The sequence below is a fragment of the Daejeonella oryzae DSM 19973 genome (genome assembly GCF_000422945.1).
In the GTDB taxonomy this organism is placed as follows: domain Bacteria; phylum Bacteroidota; class Bacteroidia; order Sphingobacteriales; family Sphingobacteriaceae; genus Daejeonella; species Daejeonella oryzae.
The window spans coordinates 790,364-810,129 of sequence record NZ_AUHA01000002.1 but is presented as its reverse complement, the minus strand read 5'-3'; the positions used below and the strand labels follow the sequence as shown (position 1 = coordinate 810,129).

Annotated in this window: 20 protein-coding genes; 6 read left to right on the top strand and 14 right to left on the bottom strand. The window is 37.0% G+C overall.

Translation table 11 applies throughout. The features are described 5' to 3' along the window. The first annotated feature begins 109 nt into the window (after positions 1-109). Entirely contained in the window at positions 110-1,786 is a 1,677-nt protein-coding gene (locus G521_RS0103940) for a dipeptidyl-peptidase 3 family protein (protein WP_026897368.1), read from the top strand. Between the two features lie 46 nt (positions 1,787-1,832). Here the strand turns inward: G521_RS0103940 and G521_RS0103935 are convergent, their stop codons facing one another. The 3 genes from G521_RS0103935 to G521_RS0103925 form a co-directional block, all read right to left on the bottom strand. Beyond that, entirely contained in the window at positions 1,833-2,369 is a 537-nt protein-coding gene (locus tag G521_RS0103935; RefSeq protein ID WP_026897367.1) for a glutathione peroxidase, read from the bottom strand. A gap of 66 nt (positions 2,370-2,435) precedes the next feature. Next, positions 2,436-3,551 carry an AI-2E family transporter gene (locus G521_RS0103930; RefSeq protein ID WP_026897366.1) on the bottom strand — a complete coding sequence of 372 codons (1,116 nt, stop codon included), beginning with the start codon at positions 3,549-3,551 and terminating at the stop codon, positions 2,436-2,438. 47 nt (positions 3,552-3,598) lie between these two features. Next, complete coding sequence (locus G521_RS0103925; RefSeq protein WP_026897365.1) at positions 3,599-4,366, bottom strand: oxygenase MpaB family protein; 768 nt, start codon at positions 4,364-4,366, stop codon at positions 3,599-3,601. Between the two features lie 101 nt (positions 4,367-4,467). On the opposite strand from G521_RS0103925, the gene G521_RS0103920 reads away from it, so the two are divergent. The 3 genes from G521_RS0103920 to G521_RS0103910 all read left to right on the top strand — a co-directional run bounded on the left by G521_RS0103920 (position 4,468) and on the right by G521_RS0103910 (position 7,382). After that, positions 4,468-5,031, top strand: coding sequence for a DUF1543 domain-containing protein (locus G521_RS0103920; RefSeq protein ID WP_026897364.1), 564 nt, complete (start codon positions 4,468-4,470; stop codon positions 5,029-5,031). A 139-nt stretch (positions 5,032-5,170) separates the two neighbouring features. Beyond that, a complete protein-coding gene (locus G521_RS0103915) occupies positions 5,171-6,757 on the top strand; it encodes a M20/M25/M40 family metallo-hydrolase (protein WP_051189441.1) in 1,587 nt (528 codons plus the stop codon). Between the two features lie 148 nt (positions 6,758-6,905). Further along, entirely contained in the window at positions 6,906-7,382 is a 477-nt protein-coding gene (locus G521_RS0103910) for a lipocalin family protein (RefSeq protein WP_026897362.1), read from the top strand. Between the two features lie 73 nt (positions 7,383-7,455). On the opposite strand, the gene G521_RS0103905 is transcribed toward G521_RS0103910, so the two are convergent. The 7 genes from G521_RS0103905 to G521_RS0103875 all read right to left on the bottom strand — a co-directional run bounded on the left by G521_RS0103905 (position 7,456) and on the right by G521_RS0103875 (position 12,695). After that, entirely contained in the window at positions 7,456-8,061 is a 606-nt protein-coding gene (locus G521_RS0103905; RefSeq protein ID WP_026897361.1) for an NDR1/HIN1-like protein, read from the bottom strand. Between the two features lie 133 nt (positions 8,062-8,194). Further along, positions 8,195-8,665, bottom strand: a complete 471-nt coding sequence (locus G521_RS0103900) for a hypothetical protein (RefSeq protein ID WP_026897360.1) — start codon at positions 8,663-8,665, stop codon at positions 8,195-8,197. Positions 8,666-8,815: 150 nt separating this feature from the next. Then, positions 8,816-10,144: a sensor histidine kinase gene (locus G521_RS0103895; RefSeq protein WP_026897359.1), complete on the bottom strand. Its 1,329-nt coding sequence runs from the start codon at positions 10,142-10,144 to the stop codon at positions 8,816-8,818. Continuing rightward, positions 10,141-10,821, bottom strand: a complete 681-nt coding sequence (locus G521_RS0103890) for a response regulator transcription factor (RefSeq protein WP_026897358.1) — start codon at positions 10,819-10,821, stop codon at positions 10,141-10,143. The genes G521_RS0103895 and G521_RS0103890 overlap by 4 nt, the downstream gene beginning before the upstream one ends. A gap of 9 nt (positions 10,822-10,830) precedes the next feature. After that, positions 10,831-11,658: a hypothetical protein gene (locus tag G521_RS0103885; protein WP_051189438.1), complete on the bottom strand. Its 828-nt coding sequence runs from the start codon at positions 11,656-11,658 to the stop codon at positions 10,831-10,833. 21 nt (positions 11,659-11,679) lie between these two features. Beyond that, positions 11,680-12,012, bottom strand: coding sequence for a hypothetical protein (locus G521_RS0103880; protein ID WP_026897356.1), 333 nt, complete (start codon positions 12,010-12,012; stop codon positions 11,680-11,682). 80 nt (positions 12,013-12,092) lie between these two features. Then, positions 12,093-12,695, bottom strand: a complete 603-nt coding sequence (locus tag G521_RS0103875) for a hypothetical protein (protein WP_026897355.1) — start codon at positions 12,693-12,695, stop codon at positions 12,093-12,095. Between the two features lie 250 nt (positions 12,696-12,945). Between G521_RS0103875 and G521_RS0103870 the strand changes: the two genes are divergently transcribed. Both G521_RS0103870 and G521_RS0103865 read left to right on the top strand, forming a co-directional pair. Then, the gene (locus tag G521_RS0103870) at positions 12,946-14,235 is read left to right on the top strand and encodes an NfeD family protein (RefSeq protein WP_026897354.1); all 1,290 of its coding nucleotides are present in this window, start codon (positions 12,946-12,948) and stop codon (positions 14,233-14,235) included. Positions 14,236-14,291: 56 nt separating this feature from the next. Continuing rightward, positions 14,292-15,062 carry a slipin family protein gene (locus G521_RS0103865; protein WP_026897353.1) on the top strand — a complete coding sequence of 257 codons (771 nt, stop codon included), beginning with the start codon at positions 14,292-14,294 and terminating at the stop codon, positions 15,060-15,062. On the opposite strand, the gene G521_RS16425 is transcribed toward G521_RS0103865, so the two are convergent. The 4 genes from G521_RS16425 to G521_RS16420 are packed head-to-tail and all read right to left on the bottom strand — an operon-like array spanning position 15,034 to position 19,478. Beyond that, the gene (locus tag G521_RS16425) at positions 15,034-15,453 is read right to left on the bottom strand and encodes a response regulator (RefSeq protein WP_051189436.1); all 420 of its coding nucleotides are present in this window, start codon (positions 15,451-15,453) and stop codon (positions 15,034-15,036) included. The genes G521_RS0103865 and G521_RS16425 overlap by 29 nt on opposite strands. Positions 15,454-15,479: 26 nt before the next feature. After that, complete coding sequence (locus G521_RS0103855) at positions 15,480-16,613, bottom strand: hybrid sensor histidine kinase/response regulator (protein ID WP_245580826.1); 1,134 nt, start codon at positions 16,611-16,613, stop codon at positions 15,480-15,482. Further along, positions 16,588-18,744, bottom strand: coding sequence for a sensor histidine kinase (locus G521_RS18405; RefSeq protein WP_026897351.1), 2,157 nt, complete (start codon positions 18,742-18,744; stop codon positions 16,588-16,590). The genes G521_RS0103855 and G521_RS18405 overlap by 26 nt, the downstream gene beginning before the upstream one ends. Next, positions 18,744-19,478, bottom strand: a complete 735-nt coding sequence (locus G521_RS16420) for a hypothetical protein (RefSeq protein WP_036678105.1) — start codon at positions 19,476-19,478, stop codon at positions 18,744-18,746. Before G521_RS16420 ends, G521_RS18405 begins: the two co-directional genes overlap by 1 nt. Between the last annotated feature and the right edge of the window lie 288 nt (positions 19,479-19,766).

Sequence of the window (19,766 nt, the reverse complement as noted above, 5' to 3'; positions counted from 1 at the left end):
GGTTGTTCTTCTAATTATTTAGCTTGTAATTACGTGAATACCTATATCACCTCTTTCAGGCTCTCCTGAATTTTATTCTATATTTATCTTTATAAAAATCAGGACAACAATGAATAGACAATTCAGGAATATTTTAATTATGGGATTAGGGATGGGAATTACTTTTAACTCCTGTACCAGCAACAATACAGGCGGACAGCAAAGCACTGCATCTGCAGACTCGGTAGATTCGTTGCAAACCTATGTGAATAACAGGCTTCCAATTTATGAAAATGTTAAACTTACTGCAGATATGCAAAGTCTTTCTGAAAGTGAGCGCAAAATGATTCCGCTGTTAATTCAGGCGGCGCAAATAATGGATGAATTATTCTGGAAACAGGCTTATCCGCAGAAAGACAGCTTGTTAAATACCATTAAAGATGATAAAGCACGTGAATTCTTTACAATGAACTATGGTCCCTGGGATAGATTAAACGGGGATAAACCATTTATTAACGGGATTGGACCAAAACCCGAAGGTGCGGGATTTTATCCTATCGGGATGACGAAGGAAGAACTCGAAAAATCTGATGTAAAGGATAAAAAAGGGCAGTATTCGGTAATTCGAAGGAATGCCTCCGGAAAGCTGGAATCTATTCCTTATCATGTAATTTACAAAGATGAATTGCAAAAAGCCTCAGGTTTATTAAAGCAGGCAGCAGAACTTGCAGAAGATGCAGGATTAAAAAAATATCTGAATTTACGTGCTGAGGCACTCACCAGCAGTAATTATACAGCAAGTGATTATGCCTGGATGGATATGAAAAATAATGGAATCGATATCATTATTGGTCCGATTGAAAATTACGAAGATAAATTATTCAGTGCCCGTTCTTCCTTTGAATCTTATGTACTGATAAAAGATAAGCAGTGGAGCCAGCGTCTTGCAAAATATGTAACCATGCTGCCCGAATTGCAAAAAGGCTTACCCGTTGAAGAAAAATACAAAGCAGAAAAGCCAGGTACAGATTCAGATCTGAATGCGTATGATATTGTTTATTACGCAGGCGATTGCAATGCAGGATCAAAAACTATTGCTGTAAATCTTCCTAATGATGAGGATATTCAGCAAAAGAAAGGTACCCGCAGATCGCAATTAAAAAACGCTATGCGTGCTAAATTCGATAAAATCCTGGTTCCAATTGCAAATGAACTCATTGATAAAGAGCAGCAGCAGTACATAAAATTTGATGCCTTCTTTTCAAATGTAATGTTTCATGAAGTTGCACATGGTTTAGGAATTAAATCTACCGTTAATGGAAAAGGGTATGTGAGAGCAGCTTTACAGGAACAAAACTCTTGGCTGGAAGAAGGCAAAGCCGATATTTTGGGTTTATATATGGTAACCAGTCTGCTTAAAAAAGGCGAATTGCAGGGTGATATTAAGGATTATTATACCACATTCATGGCAGGAATTCTCCGTTCAGTACGTTTTGGCGCTGCCAGTGCACACGGAAAAGCCAATATGCAATGTTTTAATTTCTTTAAAGAAAAAGGTGCATTTGAGCGCACAAGCAACGGAACGTATAAAGTTAATTTTGAAAAATTTGCTACTGCAATGAATGATCTAAGCAAGGTTATTTTAACACTGCAGGGCAATGGTGATAAAACGGCAGTTGAAAAAGTTGAAAAAGATTATGCAATAATTCCGGCCGAGCTTCAATCTGACTTAAACCGTCTGGGAGAAAAAGGAATTCCTGTTGATATAGTGTTTGAACAAGGAATTGATGTTTTAGGATTAAAGTAAAATTTAGAATATCTTCTCAGTAAATGGTTTACTGAGAAGATATTTATTACTTAAGATATTTTAAAATTTCCTCACTATCAGGCTTTGTATTGCTGCCGAAATGTGCAATTAATTTCCCTTTCTCATCAATCAGGAATTTATTGAAATTCCATCCAATTTTTGCGTCTAAAACTCCATTTTCTGACTTGTTAGAAAGATATTTAAAAACTGGTGTTATTTTTTCTCCTTTTACATCTACCCGTGTGGTGAGTGGAAAGCTAACTCCGTAATTTTTCTCACAAAAAGCTTTGATATCTAAATCATTTTCAAATTCTTGTCCTCCAAAATTATCTGAAGGAAATCCAATAATCACCAGATTTTTTTTATTCTTCTGATATAAATTTTCAAGCGCTTTGTATTGAGGGGTATATCCGCATTTAGAAGCAGTATTTACCAGCAGGATCTTTTTCCCCTTAAATTTTGAGAAATCAATTGTTCCGCCGTCAATAGATTTGATCTTGAAATCATAAATAATTTTCTGCTTTGGCGGAGTCGCAGAACTTAAAAATGCCAGCAGAATTATAGAAAGAAATATTTGTTTCATAATCATATTTGATGGTTTAAAGATATTGTTTCGAAAAGATAATAAGCATCACAGAACCGTCATGACTTAATCTTTAATTTCTTTCTCTTCAAGTTTTCGTTTTTTTCGCAATCCCGGAAAACCCATTGGACTTCTTGCAGGCATATCATCACCGAGTAAAACACCCCATTGTTTAAATATTTCAGTCCGGTCAAAGATGATCTTCAGAACTGCAATAACAGGTAATGCTAAAAACATTCCTGAAACCCCTGCAAGGGATCCTGCAATAAAAACGCCCACAATTGCACTTAGGGCATTTATTTTTACTTTAGAGCCTACTATTCGTGGCATCAGAATGTTGTTGTCTAAAAATTGTACAAAAGCAATGGTTCCGAGAACGGTAAAGATTGGCCACAATTCCTGCGAAGAAGTGAGCGTCAGCATCACCCCGATTACGTTGCCAATTAAAGCTCCGATATAGGGGATCAGGTTTAGCAATGCGAATATTACTCCTATAAGCAATGCATGTTTAATATCGATAATCATCAAAATACCCCCAAGCAAAATAGTTATATATGTGATTTGAATTAGCAAGCCTACCAAATAACTTTTAATCATTACCTCGGTTTCTCTTAGTCCTTCTTCCACTTTTTTGTGAGAATCTGGCGTAAACCACATGAAAATAAATCGAAGCAACAGATTTTTATAATACAGCATCAGGTATATATAAATCGGCAATAAGCCGAAAAACACAAATGCACCCGATAATGATCCTACAGCGCCGCCCAGAATATTGCCCGCAGAGCTCAGCAGTTTTTTACTTTGGTCGTCAATAAATTTCAGTTGCTGAGAATTAGAGTAATGAAAACTCTGGTTAATCCAGTTGCTTAATGAATCCAGGTGCTTGCTTACGTTTTCTTTGATCTGCGGAAAATCGGACACAAGAGATCCTACCTGAGCCGAGAAGAACCAGATTAAACCGGCAGCAAAGAGTAATACAAAAAGGATAGGCAGAAAAATTGCCAGTACTTCCGGAAATTTTCTTCGTTTAAAAAACCGATATATCGGAAGCAGCATAATGCTGATAAAAAAGGCCATTAATACGGGCATCAGAATAGAATTGCCAATAACAATGAGGGCTCCAGCCAGAAAAAGACCCAATAATTCAATAGAACGTTTAACAGTGATAGGTAATTCTTTCATTAATTTTTCTTAATCAATACGTGCCTTAATCTGGGAGGTATATCAAATCACAAATCCTTAGTCAAATCTAATGCCTTAATTCTGCTTTGATAAGCTGAGGGAAGAATAATCGATTTTATCAGATACTCCAATTTTAATTTTCGACTAAATTTATAGAAATATAAAATAGGTTGCATCCACGAAAGGTTTCTGTAATTTAATAATTTACTGACTCTTCCGGGTAAAACCAGGGCCTGGGTTTCCAGTAAAATTTGATACCTTATTAATCCCAAATGTTTATGGTATTGTGTAAACAGGTCTACTGTAAATTCGCTTTTCATGAGGTTATTTTGAATGTGATCTACCCGCATAACTAACCAATCGAAGTAATTTTCAGGTAATCCTTTCAAACCCATCCGCTTGCCTACACGGTAAAATACATCAAATACTTCTTCTTTTTCAGCATCATCGAGTTTTCTTTCCAGCAATTCAAAAGACCTGATGGAATAATCAATCAGCATAAATAGAACATCCCGGTAGGCCCAATCCGGTATTTTAGCATTTCGGCTGGCTTCTACAGATTGATGAACTGCTGTGATCTGATCGATAGCTGAAAGCGCTTTTTCTTTTTCCGAGAAAACAATTTTTTGAGCGTAAGCAACTGTTGAAAATAACCTTGCCAGCGGATCGGAGGGTAATGATCCGGTAAAATATAGCCAGTCAACAGCTTTATTTAAAGCAAATTCTGCAGACGCTCCGGCAAAAATTAAAAGAATGGTATCAGCATTTCCCCAAATTTGCCTAACTATTGAGTCTTTTTTAACAAAAAAATCCATGCATAATCAACTTACAAATTCCGGATTTAAATTTAAGTTCTTTGCTTAATATTAGTCTCAATTACTTTTGCATCTTCACAAATTAAAAACAGTTTTTAAGCATGGAAAATCCTAAGCTTTTTATGATTCTGATTGGCTGTACGCCCAAGGGACGAAATACGGAACAACACGACATTTTTTTTAGTATCGGAAACAGCATGAAAGAATTGTTGCCTGAAATAATTAAGTTCTGGCCAGAGGCCGCGGGAAAAATGCATGTAGATGCCTGGCGTGAAGTAAATCAGGCAGGGAAATTTAAGGTTAGCGTTAATATCAAGGAAAATGAACATGTTGAAACTTCGGAAAATAAATTATTTTTCATCAACCTTGGTGGCTATAAAGAAAATGAATTTGATGAGTTTCACTATAAATTGCTGCTACCGGCAACTGATAAAGCAGAAGCGATCAGGCAGGGCAAGCAAACTGCATTTTATAAGCATGTAAATTTTCCTGGAGCGGAGTCGCATATAGATGATAAGTTTGGTATTGATGTAGATGATCTGCATCAGATAGAAGAAATTCTAACGCCTGAACTAAAATCAAAATACCAAATTCAGCTAACAGAGAATGAAGGTGCTGCTGATGATGAAATAAATCTGGGGTACTTTAAATTAAGTAGTTTTTAAGGATCAGAGATCCGTTTTATATACAGTTTTTTGGATTGCTGCCTCTTTTTAATAAATCCGGCAGCTATTAAATCTGTTACAAAAGCTTAAGATTCTACCAAAGTGTTCTGCTTCAGCCTCATTTTAATATATTAGCAATATGAAAGAAAACAGAACTTCAACACTTATTCTCAGGAAGCATACCTGGAAGATCTTATTTATCTCATTAGTATTCTCTGGTTCTGCCAACATTGCGCAAACAAAGAATACTGTTGTAGAAAGCATTATTAAAGAAGCCAGTGAAAATTCAAAGCTGGAAATTCTGGCTCATGAATTAATGGATGGAATTGGTCCACGTTTGGTGGGCTCTCCGCAAATGAAAGAGGCAAATGACTGGGCTGTCAATAAATATTCCGGATGGGGAATTTTAGCAAAAAATGAAAAATGGGGCGAATGGCGGGGATGGGAACGCGGAGCTTCCCAAATCACTATGACATCGCCAAGAGTAAAATCATTAGAAGGAACAGCACTGGCATGGAGTCCTTCAACAAAAGGTAAAAATGTAAATGGCGGCCTGATCATCATTCCTGATGTAGCCGATTCAATAGCTTTTCAAAACTGGCTTCCATCAGTAAAAGGAAAATTTGTGATGGTTTCTATGCAGCAGCCAACTGGTCGCCCGGATTATAACTGGGAAGAGTTTGCTACCAAAGAATCATTTGAAAATATGAAAAAAGAGCGTTCTGCGCAGCAGGATGCCTGGCGCAAACGCATCAGCAAGAGCGGATTAAATGCAAAAGCAATGGCCCTTGCATTAGAAAAAGCAGGCGCTGCCGGTATTATTGCTTCTAACTGGTCAGCAGGATTTGGAGTGAATAAAATTTTCGGTGCTAATACAATGAAAATCCCAACTGTAGATATCGCTCTGGAAGATTATGGATTGTTATACCGTTTGGTAGAATCAGGCAATAATCCTAAAATCAGCGTAAAAGTTGATTCAAAGGAAAAAGGAATGGTGCCAACATTTAATACCATTGCAGAAATCAAAGGGACTGAAAAGCCCGAAGAATATGTGATTCTGTCTGCTCATTTTGATTCCTGGGATGGCGGAACGGGTGCAACTGATAATGGTACCGGAACAATTACCATGATGGAAGCTATGCGTATCCTGAAAAAGGTTTATCCTAACCCTAAAAGAACAATTCTTGTCGGACATTGGGGAAGCGAAGAGCAGGGATTAAATGGTTCAAGAGCTTTCGTGGAAGATCATCCGGAAATAGTAAAAAATATCCAGGCAGTTTTTAACCAGGATAACGGAACCGGAAGAGTTGTAAACCTTTCGGGACAGGGATTTCTTCATTCTTACAATTATCTAGGGAAATGGTTAACTCAGGTACCAAAAGAAATCAGCGGACAAATTCAAACTTCATTCCCGGGTTCTCCTGGCGGTGGCGGATCTGATTTTGCTTCATTTGTAGCTGCAGGTGCTCCGGCATTTTCTCTTAGCTCTTTGAGCTGGTCATATGGAAATTACACCTGGCATACCAATCGCGACACATATGATAAAATTGTTTTTGATGACGTGCGCAGTAATGCAATCCTGACAGCAATTTTAGCGTACATGGCCAGCGAAGATCCGGAAAGAACATCCCGCGAAAAAAGTGTTTTACCGGTTAACTCACGCACCGGAGAACCGGGTCAGTGGCCGGTTCAAAGATCGCCAACACGTAAAGGCGGTGTAAATTAATACAGAGTATTATTCAAATAGTTTAACAGCCCGGCATCATCGCCGGGCTGTTTGTGTTTCTGAACTGAAATTCTGATCTAAATCCACCTTCTCAGATTATTTATTGGCAGGATATCTGCATGAAAAGGGTAATAAAAATCTAAAAATTATGAAAAAAATAGTTTATTCAATAGCGATTTTATTTACAGCATTCACTGTATTAACTTCCTGCTCAAGTACTAAAGTGGCCGAATCCAATACGTTTAGCCGTGGTAAAATTTCTGGGACCTGGACTCTTAACAGTATTAATTATGAAGGTATTGTAGAAAATGCAGTACAAACTGTATTTGATCAGGGACCGGTAGCTGAATTCCAGGGAAGTACGTGGCAGCTAAGTAATAACGGACAAGGTTCTTACTCTCTTGCAAATGGAAGCGTTCAGCCTATTTACTGGTCATATATAAACGATGGTATGACGCCGACTTTTCAATTTAAGAAACTTGCTGATGGTGTTAAGGCAAAGGATGTAGCAGCCGGATATAAAATGGTTGTGGCATCGGCCGATGGCAGTAATCTGACTTTAAAGGCGCCGGTACAATACGACGGCAAAACAGGTTATATAGTGTATTCTTTTGCCAAGAAATAATATAGCATTGTCATCCTGAGTGAAAAGATTTATCGGATAATTTATTCCATAATTCTTCACTCAGGACGGCAATTTAAAATAACATATTGCTGCTGATTTCTTTATTGATTGTGATAAAGCCGGGATAGGCAACCAGCTTATTTCCCACCTCGATAGTTGGCTTTATCTTTAAGGTTACAATGCCTTTTTTCTCTGGTCCTCCAACCGCTTTCGTTCCCTTCAAAAATTCAACTATATCTTTCATGGTCTTGCCGTTAGACAGTATCTGATATATATTCCCTTTTACATTTACGGGCACGCGGGTTGTTTCGCCGGGTTCAACACTAACCTTTTGATCTACAGTTCCTCGGGCAAGTTCCTGATCTTTTAATAATACAATGTATTCAAACTGATTGATCGAAGCCTTGTTTTGTGTTGGGTTTTTAATCTGTAAATTCAACTTTGCCTTAAACGGGATATTTTGCCTCATGTAAGCAATTGCCAGTTCGGGCATGTTATTAATATCGATGCTATTGTTTTGAATTAACTTACTGACATTTTTGCCCGCTACATATACACTATCTGCAGAAGTAATTTCATAAGTGCATTTCTCAAGTGCATTAACTTGTTTGGCCTGGTTATTTAAATTGCAGGAAGCGAAGAGAAAGGAAATGAATAAAAAATAAAGGAATTTGTTCATAAAGAATCTAACGATATTTTACAGAGTATGTTTCTATTTGCCGGAAAATGGCTTTTTACATACTTAACAAAACATACCCATAAAATAGAAAAGCCGGCATAGATAAATGCCGGCCTGCTTTTTCTTTATTATTTTAATGTAGTTGAATTCTTTCGGCTGTTGATTTCTTTTCAACCATTTTTGCAACCGCTCCTGCAACCAATCCGCCAACCAGGTAATAAGCCACAGACATTACCTGAGTTTTATGGGTTTTATTTGTTGCTTCAGCTTTCAAACCAAGAGGTTTTGGCGCAAATACCGCACTGAAACCGCCCGTTAATCCTAAAATTAATCCTTTTGAGAGAGCCTTTTTAACGCCGCCTTTGCCGCCAGCTAAACTAAAGAGCATGGTATTGCTTATCAAGTCTCCAACCAATGAATATTTATATAATTCTTTTTTATCCGGTACCGGCTGATCTGCCTTTTTAAAGCCTGTAGAAATAGCACTCATAGCCATTTGATCCATTCTTGGCGCTTCCGGATCGTACTTTTTAATAATTTCGTGAAGCAGGGTAACTGCAATGGCGCCTGCTAAACCACCTGTTAACGAGGATAATAATTTCATATAATTTCTTTTCTAATACTTCAAAATAAAAACAGTTTCCTTAAGCCTCAATTTGTCTGTTTATGTTAGGTTATAATGAAATTTGAATGTTTTTTGTTTGAACAATTTGAAAGTAAGAATTAGCGGATCGATTGATCGTTAAATTGCTTTTTAATTTCCTGCGATTTCCTCTGGGAACAATAAGGTAAATCTTGATTTTTTCCCTAATTCAGAATATACTGAAATAGAAATATCATGATAATCTGCTATACTTTTTACAATAGACAGTCCCAAACCGTATCCTTCGCTTTCTCCTGATTTAACCTTTCTGAATCGGTTAAATATTAAAGGCAGATCATCATCTGCAATACCAATTCCGGAATCTTCAATAATCAACTCATAGGGTTTTCCTGTTGTTTTAACTTCGCTTACGCGGATACTTCCCTTGTCTTTGTTATACTTGATGGCATTATTAATCAAATTGTAAATCAATTGAAAGATCAGGTCGCGGTTCAGATTTTTCCATTCTGTATGGGCGCTTATATCCAGTTGAATGCTGATTTTACGTTCTTCCATACGGTGATTAATTTCTTCCATTATAGAAATGAACAGTTCCTGCACATTCCAGGTTTCAGAACGACTAAACTGCTCATTTTCTATGCGTGAAATCAGCAATAAGGATCTGACAATTTTTTTTAATCGGTTTAATGTCTTTTGCATGTCCACTAATCGCTGCATCAATTCTTCATCCACAGCAGAATCGTCCATCAGATTTTCGATCTTATTCTGTAAAATGCTGATCGGAGTCATCAGTTCATGCGAAGCGTTGGCGGTAAATTCTCTCTCTTTTTCAAAAGCATCATGAATTTGTTCCATGAGCAGAATCAGGGAATTATCCAGAAATTTAAAATCAGAAGTGGAGGTTTTAACCGGGGGATTATTATCCCGGAAGGGAAATTTTCTGTTAATCAATTTGCTTTTAATAATCATCCCCAATGGCTGAAGTAAAAATCGGGTAAAGATCAGATCTGCAATAAGCGAAATAACAATTAAGCCGATAAGTACATAAGAAGCAATACGCTGCAAGGGTTTATTGTACTGACTTATAGTAGATGTGCTTTTGCCAATTTCGAGCAGGTATTGATTATTATTAATAGAAAATGTATGCATCAGCACCCGGTAATGCAGCGTGTCGGCTTCTATAATTCGTTGCGTGGTTTCGATAGTATCAATCGAGAAATCTTTATCGATAGCTTCGAGCGCTATGTATTCTTCTTTTAACAAGGTATAACTTCCGTAGGAGTTGCTTCCTTCCAGATAGAAATCAATGCCATTTTTACTGATTACTTCTTTTACTTTCAGCTGCTGTTGCCTCAGGTAATTATTGGTAAACTCAGAAGCGATTTGTTCTACTAAATAAGGAAGACTCAATACAAACAATAGCACAATAACCAGCTTTGAAGTGGTTATGAAAAGCGTCAGCTTGGTTAATAATTTCACGCTTGCTTCTTAATTTTATATCCTACGCCACGCACAGTTTCCAGCCAGTCAACCGCGGCGTAATTCGCCATTTTTTTGCGGATGTTTTTAATATGAACATCAATATAATTCGAGTCAGAGTCATAATCGGTAAAACTTCCCCAAATATGTTCACTTAATTGCATACGTGTTAATACTCTGTTTTTATGCAGGAGCATATAACTTAGCAAGTCAAATTCTTTTTTGGTTAAATCAACCTGATCTTTTCCTTTAAATAAAGTTCGGTTTTGCAAATCAATTTCAAATTCTCCTATCGGGATGCACTCATTTTTGATCCCATATTTTCGGCGGGAGATTGCCTGCATCCGGGATTGAAGTTCTGGCAGTGAAAATGGCTTCGGCAGATAGTCATCAGCACCCAAATCCAATCCTTTAATCCGGTCTTCAATATTTCCTCTTGCGGTAAGAATAATACAGGCAGCATCCGGATTTAATTTTCGGGCTTCTGTTAATAATGTCAGGCCATCTGTATCCGGCAGACCCAGATCTAAAAGAACAAAGTCATACAAATTCAAATCAAGCATTTCTAATGCTTTTTTACCTGTATGAGCCTTATCGCAAATGTAAAATGCTTTTTTCAGAAAAGCTTCAACTTCAAAGGCAAGGGTTTTTTCGTCTTCAACTATAAGTACCTTCAAAACTTCGGCTTAAAACATGTAATAAAAACCCAAGTTAAAAATTGAAACCGGCTTATCAGATGCATTCTCAATATTTTTGCTGGCCAAACTCGCCTGGTAAGCGGCTTCAATACTGTAATTGGTTCGGTTGTAAGCCAGAGGTACACTGAGCATATATGCCATTACGTTAAAACTTGTTGATTCTACGGTAGTGGTAACTGGTTCCGGCCGCTGGCCCGGAAACAGGGGATCAAGCAATTTTTTCCTTTTTTCTCTCTCTGTGGTATAGGATCGGTAAAAACGCTGAGATCCGGCTATTATGCTAATGCCTGGTTCAAGCGAGATAAAATCTTTATCACTAAAAAGGCTTCCCAGGTCAATTAATTTCGAATTACTTAAAGAAACAAACACATCATTTTGCTGGCCAAATGCATAATCAGCACTTATACCGGTTTTGAGAAAATGAGTAAAAGATAACTCTCCATTTATATTATTTTCATTGGATGTTTGTATTAAAGGGGAATTTTTTTCGTAAAAGGAACGTGTATAACTAATACTTGCCGGTACATTTTTAAGTAAATTAAACCCGTATCCGGCAGAAAGGTCAACAGCTGATGCAATACTGGAACTGTTTAATAAATTTAGCGCACTTGCCGAAAAATATATTCCGCTTTTAAGTTTATAGGCTCCATAGGAAAGCACGTAAGGCAGTTTTTCTTCTGTAGTCTGACCGAAATAATTGGCCGTGTTTCCGTATATGGCGGCAAGTGTTAGGGATGATTTAGCTGTAGAATCCTGCTGTGCAGAGCTTGATTTAACAAGCCCTCCACATATTAATAATATGTATAAATACTTCATGCTCTTTCTTTGCAAATTGGATTATCTTCCTAAAGTTTTCCGGATTAATCCTGCAGGCCTTTTAATTACGGGCCTTATTTTAACAGGCGTTTTAATTTTAGGCTTAACAGCGATGGGTTTTAGCTGACGCCTGGATTTAGGTACTTCTTTAATCTCTGGTTTCTTTATTTCATCTTTAACTTCTTCTTTCTTCTTATCGGTTGAAGCAGGTTGTTTTTTGATGGTTGAGTCAGCCGATAATGTAAATATTGTTTTTGCAGGTACGGAAATAATTTTTTTTGCAAAAGCTGATGATGATGCGAGGATAATCAAGCAGATATAAAATAAAGATTTTAAAATAAGTAACTTATTCATTCAGATGACAAATATAAAAAGGAAGCTTGACGCTGCGTGCGACAAACTTCCTAAAAAAAACTACTATATAGTGAAGCCGATTACAAATTGCCAAGACCAAGGCCGGCGGAACCCTGAACTTTTTTCTTAATACCTGGGCGACCCAATTTAACATCTGCTCCTGCTCTTACACCGGTTTTAATTTTTTCCGGGCGATTAGACTTTTCAGTTTTGCGGGAGGCTTTATCAATTTTTGACTTTGACTTAGTTTCTGCTTTCAAAATTCCATCTTCAGAAACAGCTCTTTTTGCTTTTGCTTCTTTCTTTTTCTCAATTAATAATTCCTTGCGAGCGTCAATTTCAGATTTAACTTCTCCTAGCTTTGCTTCTGATCTGATTTTATTTTCAGATTTGATGCCTTCTATCATTGCTTTCTGCTCCTGCTTTTTCGCCTTTCGGGCTTCTACACGTTCTGCTTTGCTTTTTTGACGTTCATCTGTTGTTTGATTTTTTCTGTTTAGCGATGCCTGAGATTTTGAAGAAGCTAAAATGCTTATTTCAGAACCCTTTACGCCGGCTTCAGTTTGAGATTTGGCGCTGGTACTTACAGCAGTTCCATGTTCTTTTTTAGTATTCTCTGTTGTTTGTGCAAATGCGGAGGTCGTAAATAATAATGCTGCTGCGGCTAATAATTTGGTTTTCATGATCTATATTTTTTGGTTTATTAAATCCTTATAACTTATTGATACAAATATGTTGGGACAAGATGAAGACAACATGAATTTTTTAATTTTTTTAAAATATTTTTTAATACCTAAAAATTAGAGTCTGTTTTGCAGGTTGTAATGTTGCAAGGTGCTTTCCTCAATCTGCCCTAACTGTTGCCAATACTTCTTAAAATCAGTATATTAAGATTTAAATAGTTATTCAGGATTTTAACCAAGCTTAGAATCAATGGTACTGCGAATCATATTTAATGTATTTATTCTTTTGCTTCCTTTTGCCGGTCGGTCTCAAACTGTTGTAAGTCTTCATGTTGATGGGCCGATTAGTCCTCTTACAGCATCATTTATACATAAGGGAATTGAGAAAGCTAAAACTGAAAAAGCAGAGTGTCTGCTTATCAGTTTAAATACTCCAGGTGGATTGTTAAAATCCACCCGGGCCATTGTGAGCGATATACTTAGCTCAACAGTTCCGGTTGTTGTATTTGTGTTCCCGGAAGGAGCACACGCAGGATCTGCAGGGGTGTTTATTACTCTGGCCGCTCATGTGGCGGCAATGGCTCCCGGAACTAATATTGGTGCTGCCCATCCTGTAAATTTAGACGGCAAATCAGATACTATCATGAATGAAAAAGCTACTAATGATGCTGCAGCATTTATAAGGAGTATTGCCCAGAAACGTAGCCGCAATTTAGATTGGTCAGAAGAAGCAGTACGTAAAAGTATTTCCATAACCGGAAATGAAGCATTAGAAAAGAATGTTATCGACCTGATTGCCAATTCTGAATTGGATTTGCTAGAAAAGCTGGATGGCAGGACCATTACATTAAATAGCGGTTCGAAAGTTTTAAATACAAATGACGCCCGAATAGTAGAACTCGAAATGACCGCTTCAGAAAAAATACTCAACCTGATAAGCGATCCGAGTGTGGCTTATATTCTAATGCTTCTTGGGATTTATGGGATTTTATTCGAATTATATAGTCCCGGAGCAATTGTACCCGGCGTGGTAGGAGTAATCAGTCTAATTCTTGCGTTTTACTCACTTCATACATTGCCGGTTAATTATGCGGGTTTAGCGCTTATTTTGTTCGGTATAATCCTTTTCTTTCTTGAAATAAAAATAGTTAGTCAGGGCCTTCTGGGACTTGGTGGTGCAATTGCTATGGCCTTGGGTTCAGTGATGCTGTTTGAGAAAAGCTCGTCTCTGGAATTTATCCGTATTTCTGCCGGCGTAATTATTACTGCGACACTCTTTAGTGCCTTATTTTTTCTGGTGATTATTTCGATGGGTTTAAAGGCTCAGCGGGCCAAACCCTTGAGCGGTGAAGAAGGAATAATAGGTGAAACCGGCGAATCCCTGAGCCTGCTCAATCCTGTTGGAAATGTACAGGTACACGGTGAGATCTGGAATGCCGAATCCAAAACCGGCATTATAAAAAAAGGAGAGAAAATCAAAGTAACAGCTATCCGGAATCTGACTTTATTTGTAGAAAAACTCAGAAATCCGGAGCTTTAATTATCCGGGTTTTATCATAATAATAGGTATCTTAATAATTCATTAAATTATTAACTATGGAACAGTTTCCGATTACCTTCGTCGTTATTGCCGTATTTGCTATAATATTCTTATCCAGTGCAATAAAAATTCTGAATGAATATGAGCGGGGGGTAGTTTTCAGACTGGGCCGTGTATTGGAAGGAGGAGTTAAAGGACCGGGAATAATATTGCTGATTCCTTTTATCGATCGTATGGTTAAAGTGAGCCTTCGAACGGTTGTAATGGATGTTCCGCCGCAGGATGTAATTACAAGTGATAATGTATCTATAAAAGTGAATGCAGTAATTTATTTTCGGGTTATACAGCCGCAAAAAGCAATTATTGAAGTCGAAAATTATTTGATGGCCACTTCGCAATTTTCTCAAACGACATTAAGAAGTGTTTTGGGACAATCAGAATTAGATGATCTATTGTCGCAACGGGAAAAAATCAATCATAAATTGCAACAAATAATCGACACTAATACCGAACCCTGGGGGATAAAAGTTTCTACGGTAGAAGTTAAACAGATAGATCTCCCACAGGAAATGCAGCGGGCAATGGCTAAACAGGCCGAAGCAGAACGTGAAAGGAGATCGAAGGTTATTTCAGCAGAAGGTGAATTCCAGGCTTCACAACGGCTGGCAGATGCAGCCAAAATTCTGGCAGAACAACCAAGTGCTCTAACTTTGCGGTATTTACAAACCTTGCGGGAAATAGCTACTGAAAATAATTCGACTACAATTTTTCCTGTGCCGATAGATTTTATGAAACCTTTTATGCAGAATGTGAAAGATACGCAATAGCGTGATCAGTCATTTCAGTAACCATTGATTTTGTTAAAGGCTTACAAAACAGCTTAATAATGGATGGGAAATCATTTATCCGATTGCGGTCTGAATCGTTTACAGAAGATGATATCATGAAAATATGAAATCTGTTTTTAATTGAAGATGGAAATTTTTCAAATTCCTCAGCAAACTCAAATCCATTCATCAATGGCATTTGAATATCAAGCAGAATAATCGTTCTGGAGTCGTTAAAAGAAAGTGTATTTTTTATTAAATCAATCACTAAGCCGGCCTGCATAAATGTTTGAACTTTATACTGACCTGTATTCTGAATAATTTTTTCGGCTATAAAACAATCTAACTTACTATCGTCTATGATTATAAATTCAGGGCTTATTTTTTGCATTATACAATTAATACGTACTCCTGATTTTATTTGTTACGTATTTTTACCTGGAAAGTGGTTCCCTGGTTGAGTGCCGATTCTACTTTTATCTCTCCGTTTAATTTTAGCAGTGCATCTTTAACGTTATAAAGACCAAAACCTGAGCCTGATTCCTGTGAACTTGCTCTGAAAAACATGTTGAATATTTCTCCAATATGGTTTCCGGCAATACCAATACCATTATCCTTAACTTCAATAATAGCGAAACCTTTTTCAACTTTTACCGATAGTTCGACCAGTTTCTCTTCGTTATATTTTTGCTGGTATTTGAAAGCATTAGACAAGAGATTGTTAAGGATAATTTTCATAGACATATTATCACCCCTAAAAACTTCAGTCTGGGTTACATCAGTTTTAAACTCCACATGATTCATTTTTGCGGTAAGCTGATGGGTAACAATTTGTTCCTGTACCAGATCATTGAAATTAAGCTCTGAAATAACCAGTGCTCCACGTTGTACATTATGATAATCATGAATGCTCTGGATAAAGCCTTCGAGATTATTAACAGATTCTCTCATCAGCACAAGCATCTCTTTGACTTCATCAATGGTATCCATATACTGGGCAACATCAATTGCTCCCATTATACTCAAAAGCGGTCCGCGTATATCATGAGTTACACTGTAGGCAAACTTATCCAGTTCTATATACGCCTTTTGAAGCTCCGCATTTTTGGTTTCCATTAATTTATTGGCAACGTAAAATTGGTTGGCCTCATTAACAGCGGTTATAATATCAGGTTCTGACCATGGTTTTTTAATGTACCTGAAAATATTTCCAATATTAATGGCATCAATAACCGTTTCTATATCCGTAAATCCGGTAATTAATATGCGTATCGGATCCGGAAAAGTGCTTCTGATTTCTTCAAAAAACTGAACGCCTGTTTTGTCGGGCATTCGCTGGTCACAAAAAATAACCTGTATATCAGGATGATTATTTAAGTGTTCAAGAGCTTCTGTAGTATTATTAGCAATTAACACATTATACATTAACCGAAACGAAGCCTTAAACCCGGTGAGGTTATTAACTTCGTCATCTACATACAGTAATTTTATTTTCTTGGGTTTTTCTAATTGGTTCACCATGTAGCTATTCCAGGTTAAGAGGTAGTTCAATAATAAATTCGCTTCCTACTCCGGGAGTGGAGTTTACGGAAATTTCTCCATGATGTTTCCGGATAGTATTATACGCAATAGACATACCCAGTCCGGTACCTTCGCCTACATCTTTAGTTGTAAAAAAGGGCTCAAATATCTTTTTACGGGTTTTTTCATCCATTCCGGTTCCATTATCCTGAATTTTTATAAACACACGGTTGTCCCGATAGTTGCTTGTAATAATAATATTACCTCCTGGCTCCTCTTTAAATTTCTGTTTGACGGCAAAAATCGCATTTGTAATAATGTTAAGAAAAACCTGGTTTAATTTTCCGGGGTAGCATTCTATCAATGGAATTTCCCCATATACTTTTTGAAGTGTTATCTTATTGGTTAAGAGATTATTCACGATAGTCAAAGTTGAATTAAGCCCTTCGTTCATATCAGCTTTTTTCAAATCATCTTCATCCAGGCGTGAAAACACACGCAAGCCCTTTACAATTTCTTCTGTACGTGATGCACCTTCTTTAATACCGTTCAATAGCTGGTCTATTTCGAGTTTAAGATAGTCAAAATCAATTTCATCTTTATGTTCTTCTATTTGTTGCTGCTTTTGTTCAATACTTAAATCGGAACAGCAAATTTCCTGAAGCCAGTTGATTGATTCTAATAGCTGGTCGACATCACGCCTTAATGGTTTTATATTAGAGGTAACGAAATTTATCGGGTTGTTAATTTCATGTGCTATTCCTGCTGTGAGTAAACCAAGAGAAGCCATTTTTTCTGACTCAATTAAATGAGCTTCAGCTTCTTTCAAATCTATCATTGCGTTGTGCAATTCAACATTGGTAACACTTAACTCCACAGTCCTTTCCTGCACTTTGGCTTCAAGTATAATGTTTTGCTCACGAATAATTCGGGCATTTTCATTTGCAGCATGTAAAGCCTCGGCCTGGGAAATTTCTTTTTCTTTTTTAAGAATATTAATACGGTCTGCAAGCGCTATTGATAAAAGGAATACTTCTATTGCAGAACCCAGCTGCAAGCTGTGAACGGTTATGAAATTATAAGGCAAAATGCCGTAATCTTTCAATACAAATAATACTACCGATAACAAAAATACAGACCATGCGATTAAGAAAAACTTGGCTGGCTTATAGTTTTTCAGTGTAACCTTGTAAGCCGCAAATAAGATTATTATGGAGCCCAAGGCAGCTGCGGCGTTAACAATATTATAACTGATAATGGGAAATCCTGCAATAATCAAAATGATAGCCAGAACATCGGCTCCTATAATCAAATTAATAAAGAGGTTTATTTTTGGCAAATAAGTAGTGGTTCGCAGAAAAGATTTAGAAAAGCTGCCCGTAGCAATTCCTACCAGTGCTCCGCTGATAGTTATCAAATAGGGACTAAGCCAGATGCTTTCTCCCCAGGAGAACCGGTTGGAGTAACCTAGTAAAGCGGCCTGAGTTAGTGTAACCCAAAATATATAATTAACATATACCAAATAGCTGCTATCGCGAACAGAGAAATAGATAAACAGATTGTATAAAAGCATGGCCAGCATAATTCCGAAATATATTCCCGCCAGAGTGTCCGTTTTACTTATCTCGTTCAAAATACTTTGAGGGTTTTCCAGAGTAATGGGAGCAAGAATTTGCTTATAACTTTTAATTTTTAAAAAGCAGACTACCTCTTCCGAAGGCTGTAACGCTGCATCAAAAAGTAAAAACTGGTGTTTATATGTTCGGTTTTTAATAGGGGTATTGATATAAACTGAACTGCTGTCAACTTTGTTATTGGCATGAAGCACGTATAAAGTTGCCTTATCTATGGATGGTGCTGCCAGATTTATAATGATTTTATCAGATGACGACTGATTCTTTACATTAAACCGAACCCAGTTATTGGACTCAGTGATTCCAAGATTAGGAACATCATTTTGTGATTTTTTAAATAGATCAGGTTTCTGAGCAACTTCCTCAAAGTTTAGTGTACCCGTACTATCCTGGAAAACAGAAACCTGTTTCCCGATATATTTTTGAGTGTTATCAGAATCAAAAATAATTGGCGATTGAGCAAGACTTATAAATCCTGTTGTGGAAAGAAAAATGCACAGTATTAAATATTTTAGCCGATGCTTCATTACCTGATAATTCTTTCAATAATCCCTGAATTATACCAACTTTCTATATTGGGTAACTGAAGGTAGTATTGTATTTCTAATTCTTTTTTTCTTAAAATTTCTACCGAAAGCTGATTAGGATCTTCGCGTAAGCTGAAAATGCGTTCCTTTTCAAAAGGTTCGGCTAGCATAATAGTATTTACATCATTTAGAACAAGGGCGGTGGCAACAAGATCCAGTTTTGGGTAATAAAAAGTCCCGTTATTACCAATTGTATCGAGTATTTGATAACCAACATCCTGTGCCATTTTTACTGTATAAGGTGCTGCAAGCCCGAATAGGGTCTGCAGGCCAATAAATTTGCAAATGGCAACGCAGGCACGAGTTAAAAAAACGCTTCCAATACCCATGCCCGTCACCTCCCGTGAATTCCATAACCCGCAAATTTCCCCGGTTCCCGTAATTGCATGTTCTTTAACTATTTTATAAATAGAATCATCTAAATAGCCTGTAGCTTCTTCAATGGGCAATTGCTGTGTTCCGCCGGCTACATTTACACGGGCGCCTCCATAAACTTTTGAGCGATCCTCGGTTTCGACAATAATTACAAAAGCAGCCGGATTAGTCATCCACTCGTCTTTAGACGAGGTTAACTTTTTCACCCCAATATTTTCTAATACTTTGCGGTGCCCCCACATAAATTTTTCACAAGCATCATAATCATCAATAGCTCTGAAAGCTCTGATTGTTATCATATGCTGTTCAGTAAAATCAATTCTGCGGATTTAATTGATTGTTTGACGGTATAATCTGCCATGTGGAAGAAACTTTTCATCCGTGTTATTTTCTATAGTTATAAATTGGTCATCAGCGTAAGGCATATGACCTTTTGTTTAAGAATAATTAAATACAGGTTGTAAATTTCATGTGTGCGGATGCACTATATTGATTCAATTTTTCTCCCCTGAGGCAAATATAAACCTGTAATCTTTATAAATTCACTTTTAAATAAATATTTGAAAAGCATTTTTCAAATAAATTCT

Bases quoted from the DNA above. Each gene is read 5' to 3' on its own strand.
- G521_RS0103940 (WP_026897368.1), top strand. From the start codon at position 110: ATGAATAGACAATTCAGGAATATTTTAATTATGGGATTAGGGATGGGA.
- G521_RS0103935 (WP_026897367.1), bottom strand. From the start codon at position 2,369: ATGAAACAAATATTTCTTTCTATAATTCTGCTGGCATTTTTAAGTTCT.
- G521_RS0103930 (WP_026897366.1), bottom strand. From the start codon at position 3,551: ATGAAAGAATTACCTATCACTGTTAAACGTTCTATTGAATTATTGGGT.
- G521_RS0103925 (WP_026897365.1), bottom strand. From the start codon at position 4,366: ATGGATTTTTTTGTTAAAAAAGACTCAATAGTTAGGCAAATTTGGGGA.
- G521_RS0103920 (WP_026897364.1), top strand. From the start codon at position 4,468: ATGGAAAATCCTAAGCTTTTTATGATTCTGATTGGCTGTACGCCCAAG.
- G521_RS0103915 (WP_051189441.1), top strand. From the start codon at position 5,171: ATGAAAGAAAACAGAACTTCAACACTTATTCTCAGGAAGCATACCTGG.
- G521_RS0103910 (WP_026897362.1), top strand. From the start codon at position 6,906: ATGAAAAAAATAGTTTATTCAATAGCGATTTTATTTACAGCATTCACT.
- G521_RS0103905 (WP_026897361.1), bottom strand. From the start codon at position 8,061: ATGAACAAATTCCTTTATTTTTTATTCATTTCCTTTCTCTTCGCTTCC.
- G521_RS0103900 (WP_026897360.1), bottom strand. From the start codon at position 8,665: ATGAAATTATTATCCTCGTTAACAGGTGGTTTAGCAGGCGCCATTGCA.
- G521_RS0103885 (WP_051189438.1), bottom strand. From the start codon at position 11,658: ATGAAGTATTTATACATATTATTAATATGTGGAGGGCTTGTTAAATCA.
- G521_RS0103880 (WP_026897356.1), bottom strand. From the start codon at position 12,012: ATGAATAAGTTACTTATTTTAAAATCTTTATTTTATATCTGCTTGATT.
- G521_RS0103875 (WP_026897355.1), bottom strand. From the start codon at position 12,695: ATGAAAACCAAATTATTAGCCGCAGCAGCATTATTATTTACGACCTCC.
- G521_RS0103870 (WP_026897354.1), top strand. From the start codon at position 12,946: ATGGTACTGCGAATCATATTTAATGTATTTATTCTTTTGCTTCCTTTT.
- G521_RS0103865 (WP_026897353.1), top strand. From the start codon at position 14,292: ATGGAACAGTTTCCGATTACCTTCGTCGTTATTGCCGTATTTGCTATA.
- G521_RS16425 (WP_051189436.1), bottom strand. From the start codon at position 15,453: ATGCAAAAAATAAGCCCTGAATTTATAATCATAGACGATAGTAAGTTA.
- G521_RS18405 (WP_026897351.1), bottom strand. From the start codon at position 18,744: ATGAAGCATCGGCTAAAATATTTAATACTGTGCATTTTTCTTTCCACA.
- G521_RS16420 (WP_036678105.1), bottom strand. From the start codon at position 19,478: ATGATAACAATCAGAGCTTTCAGAGCTATTGATGATTATGATGCTTGT.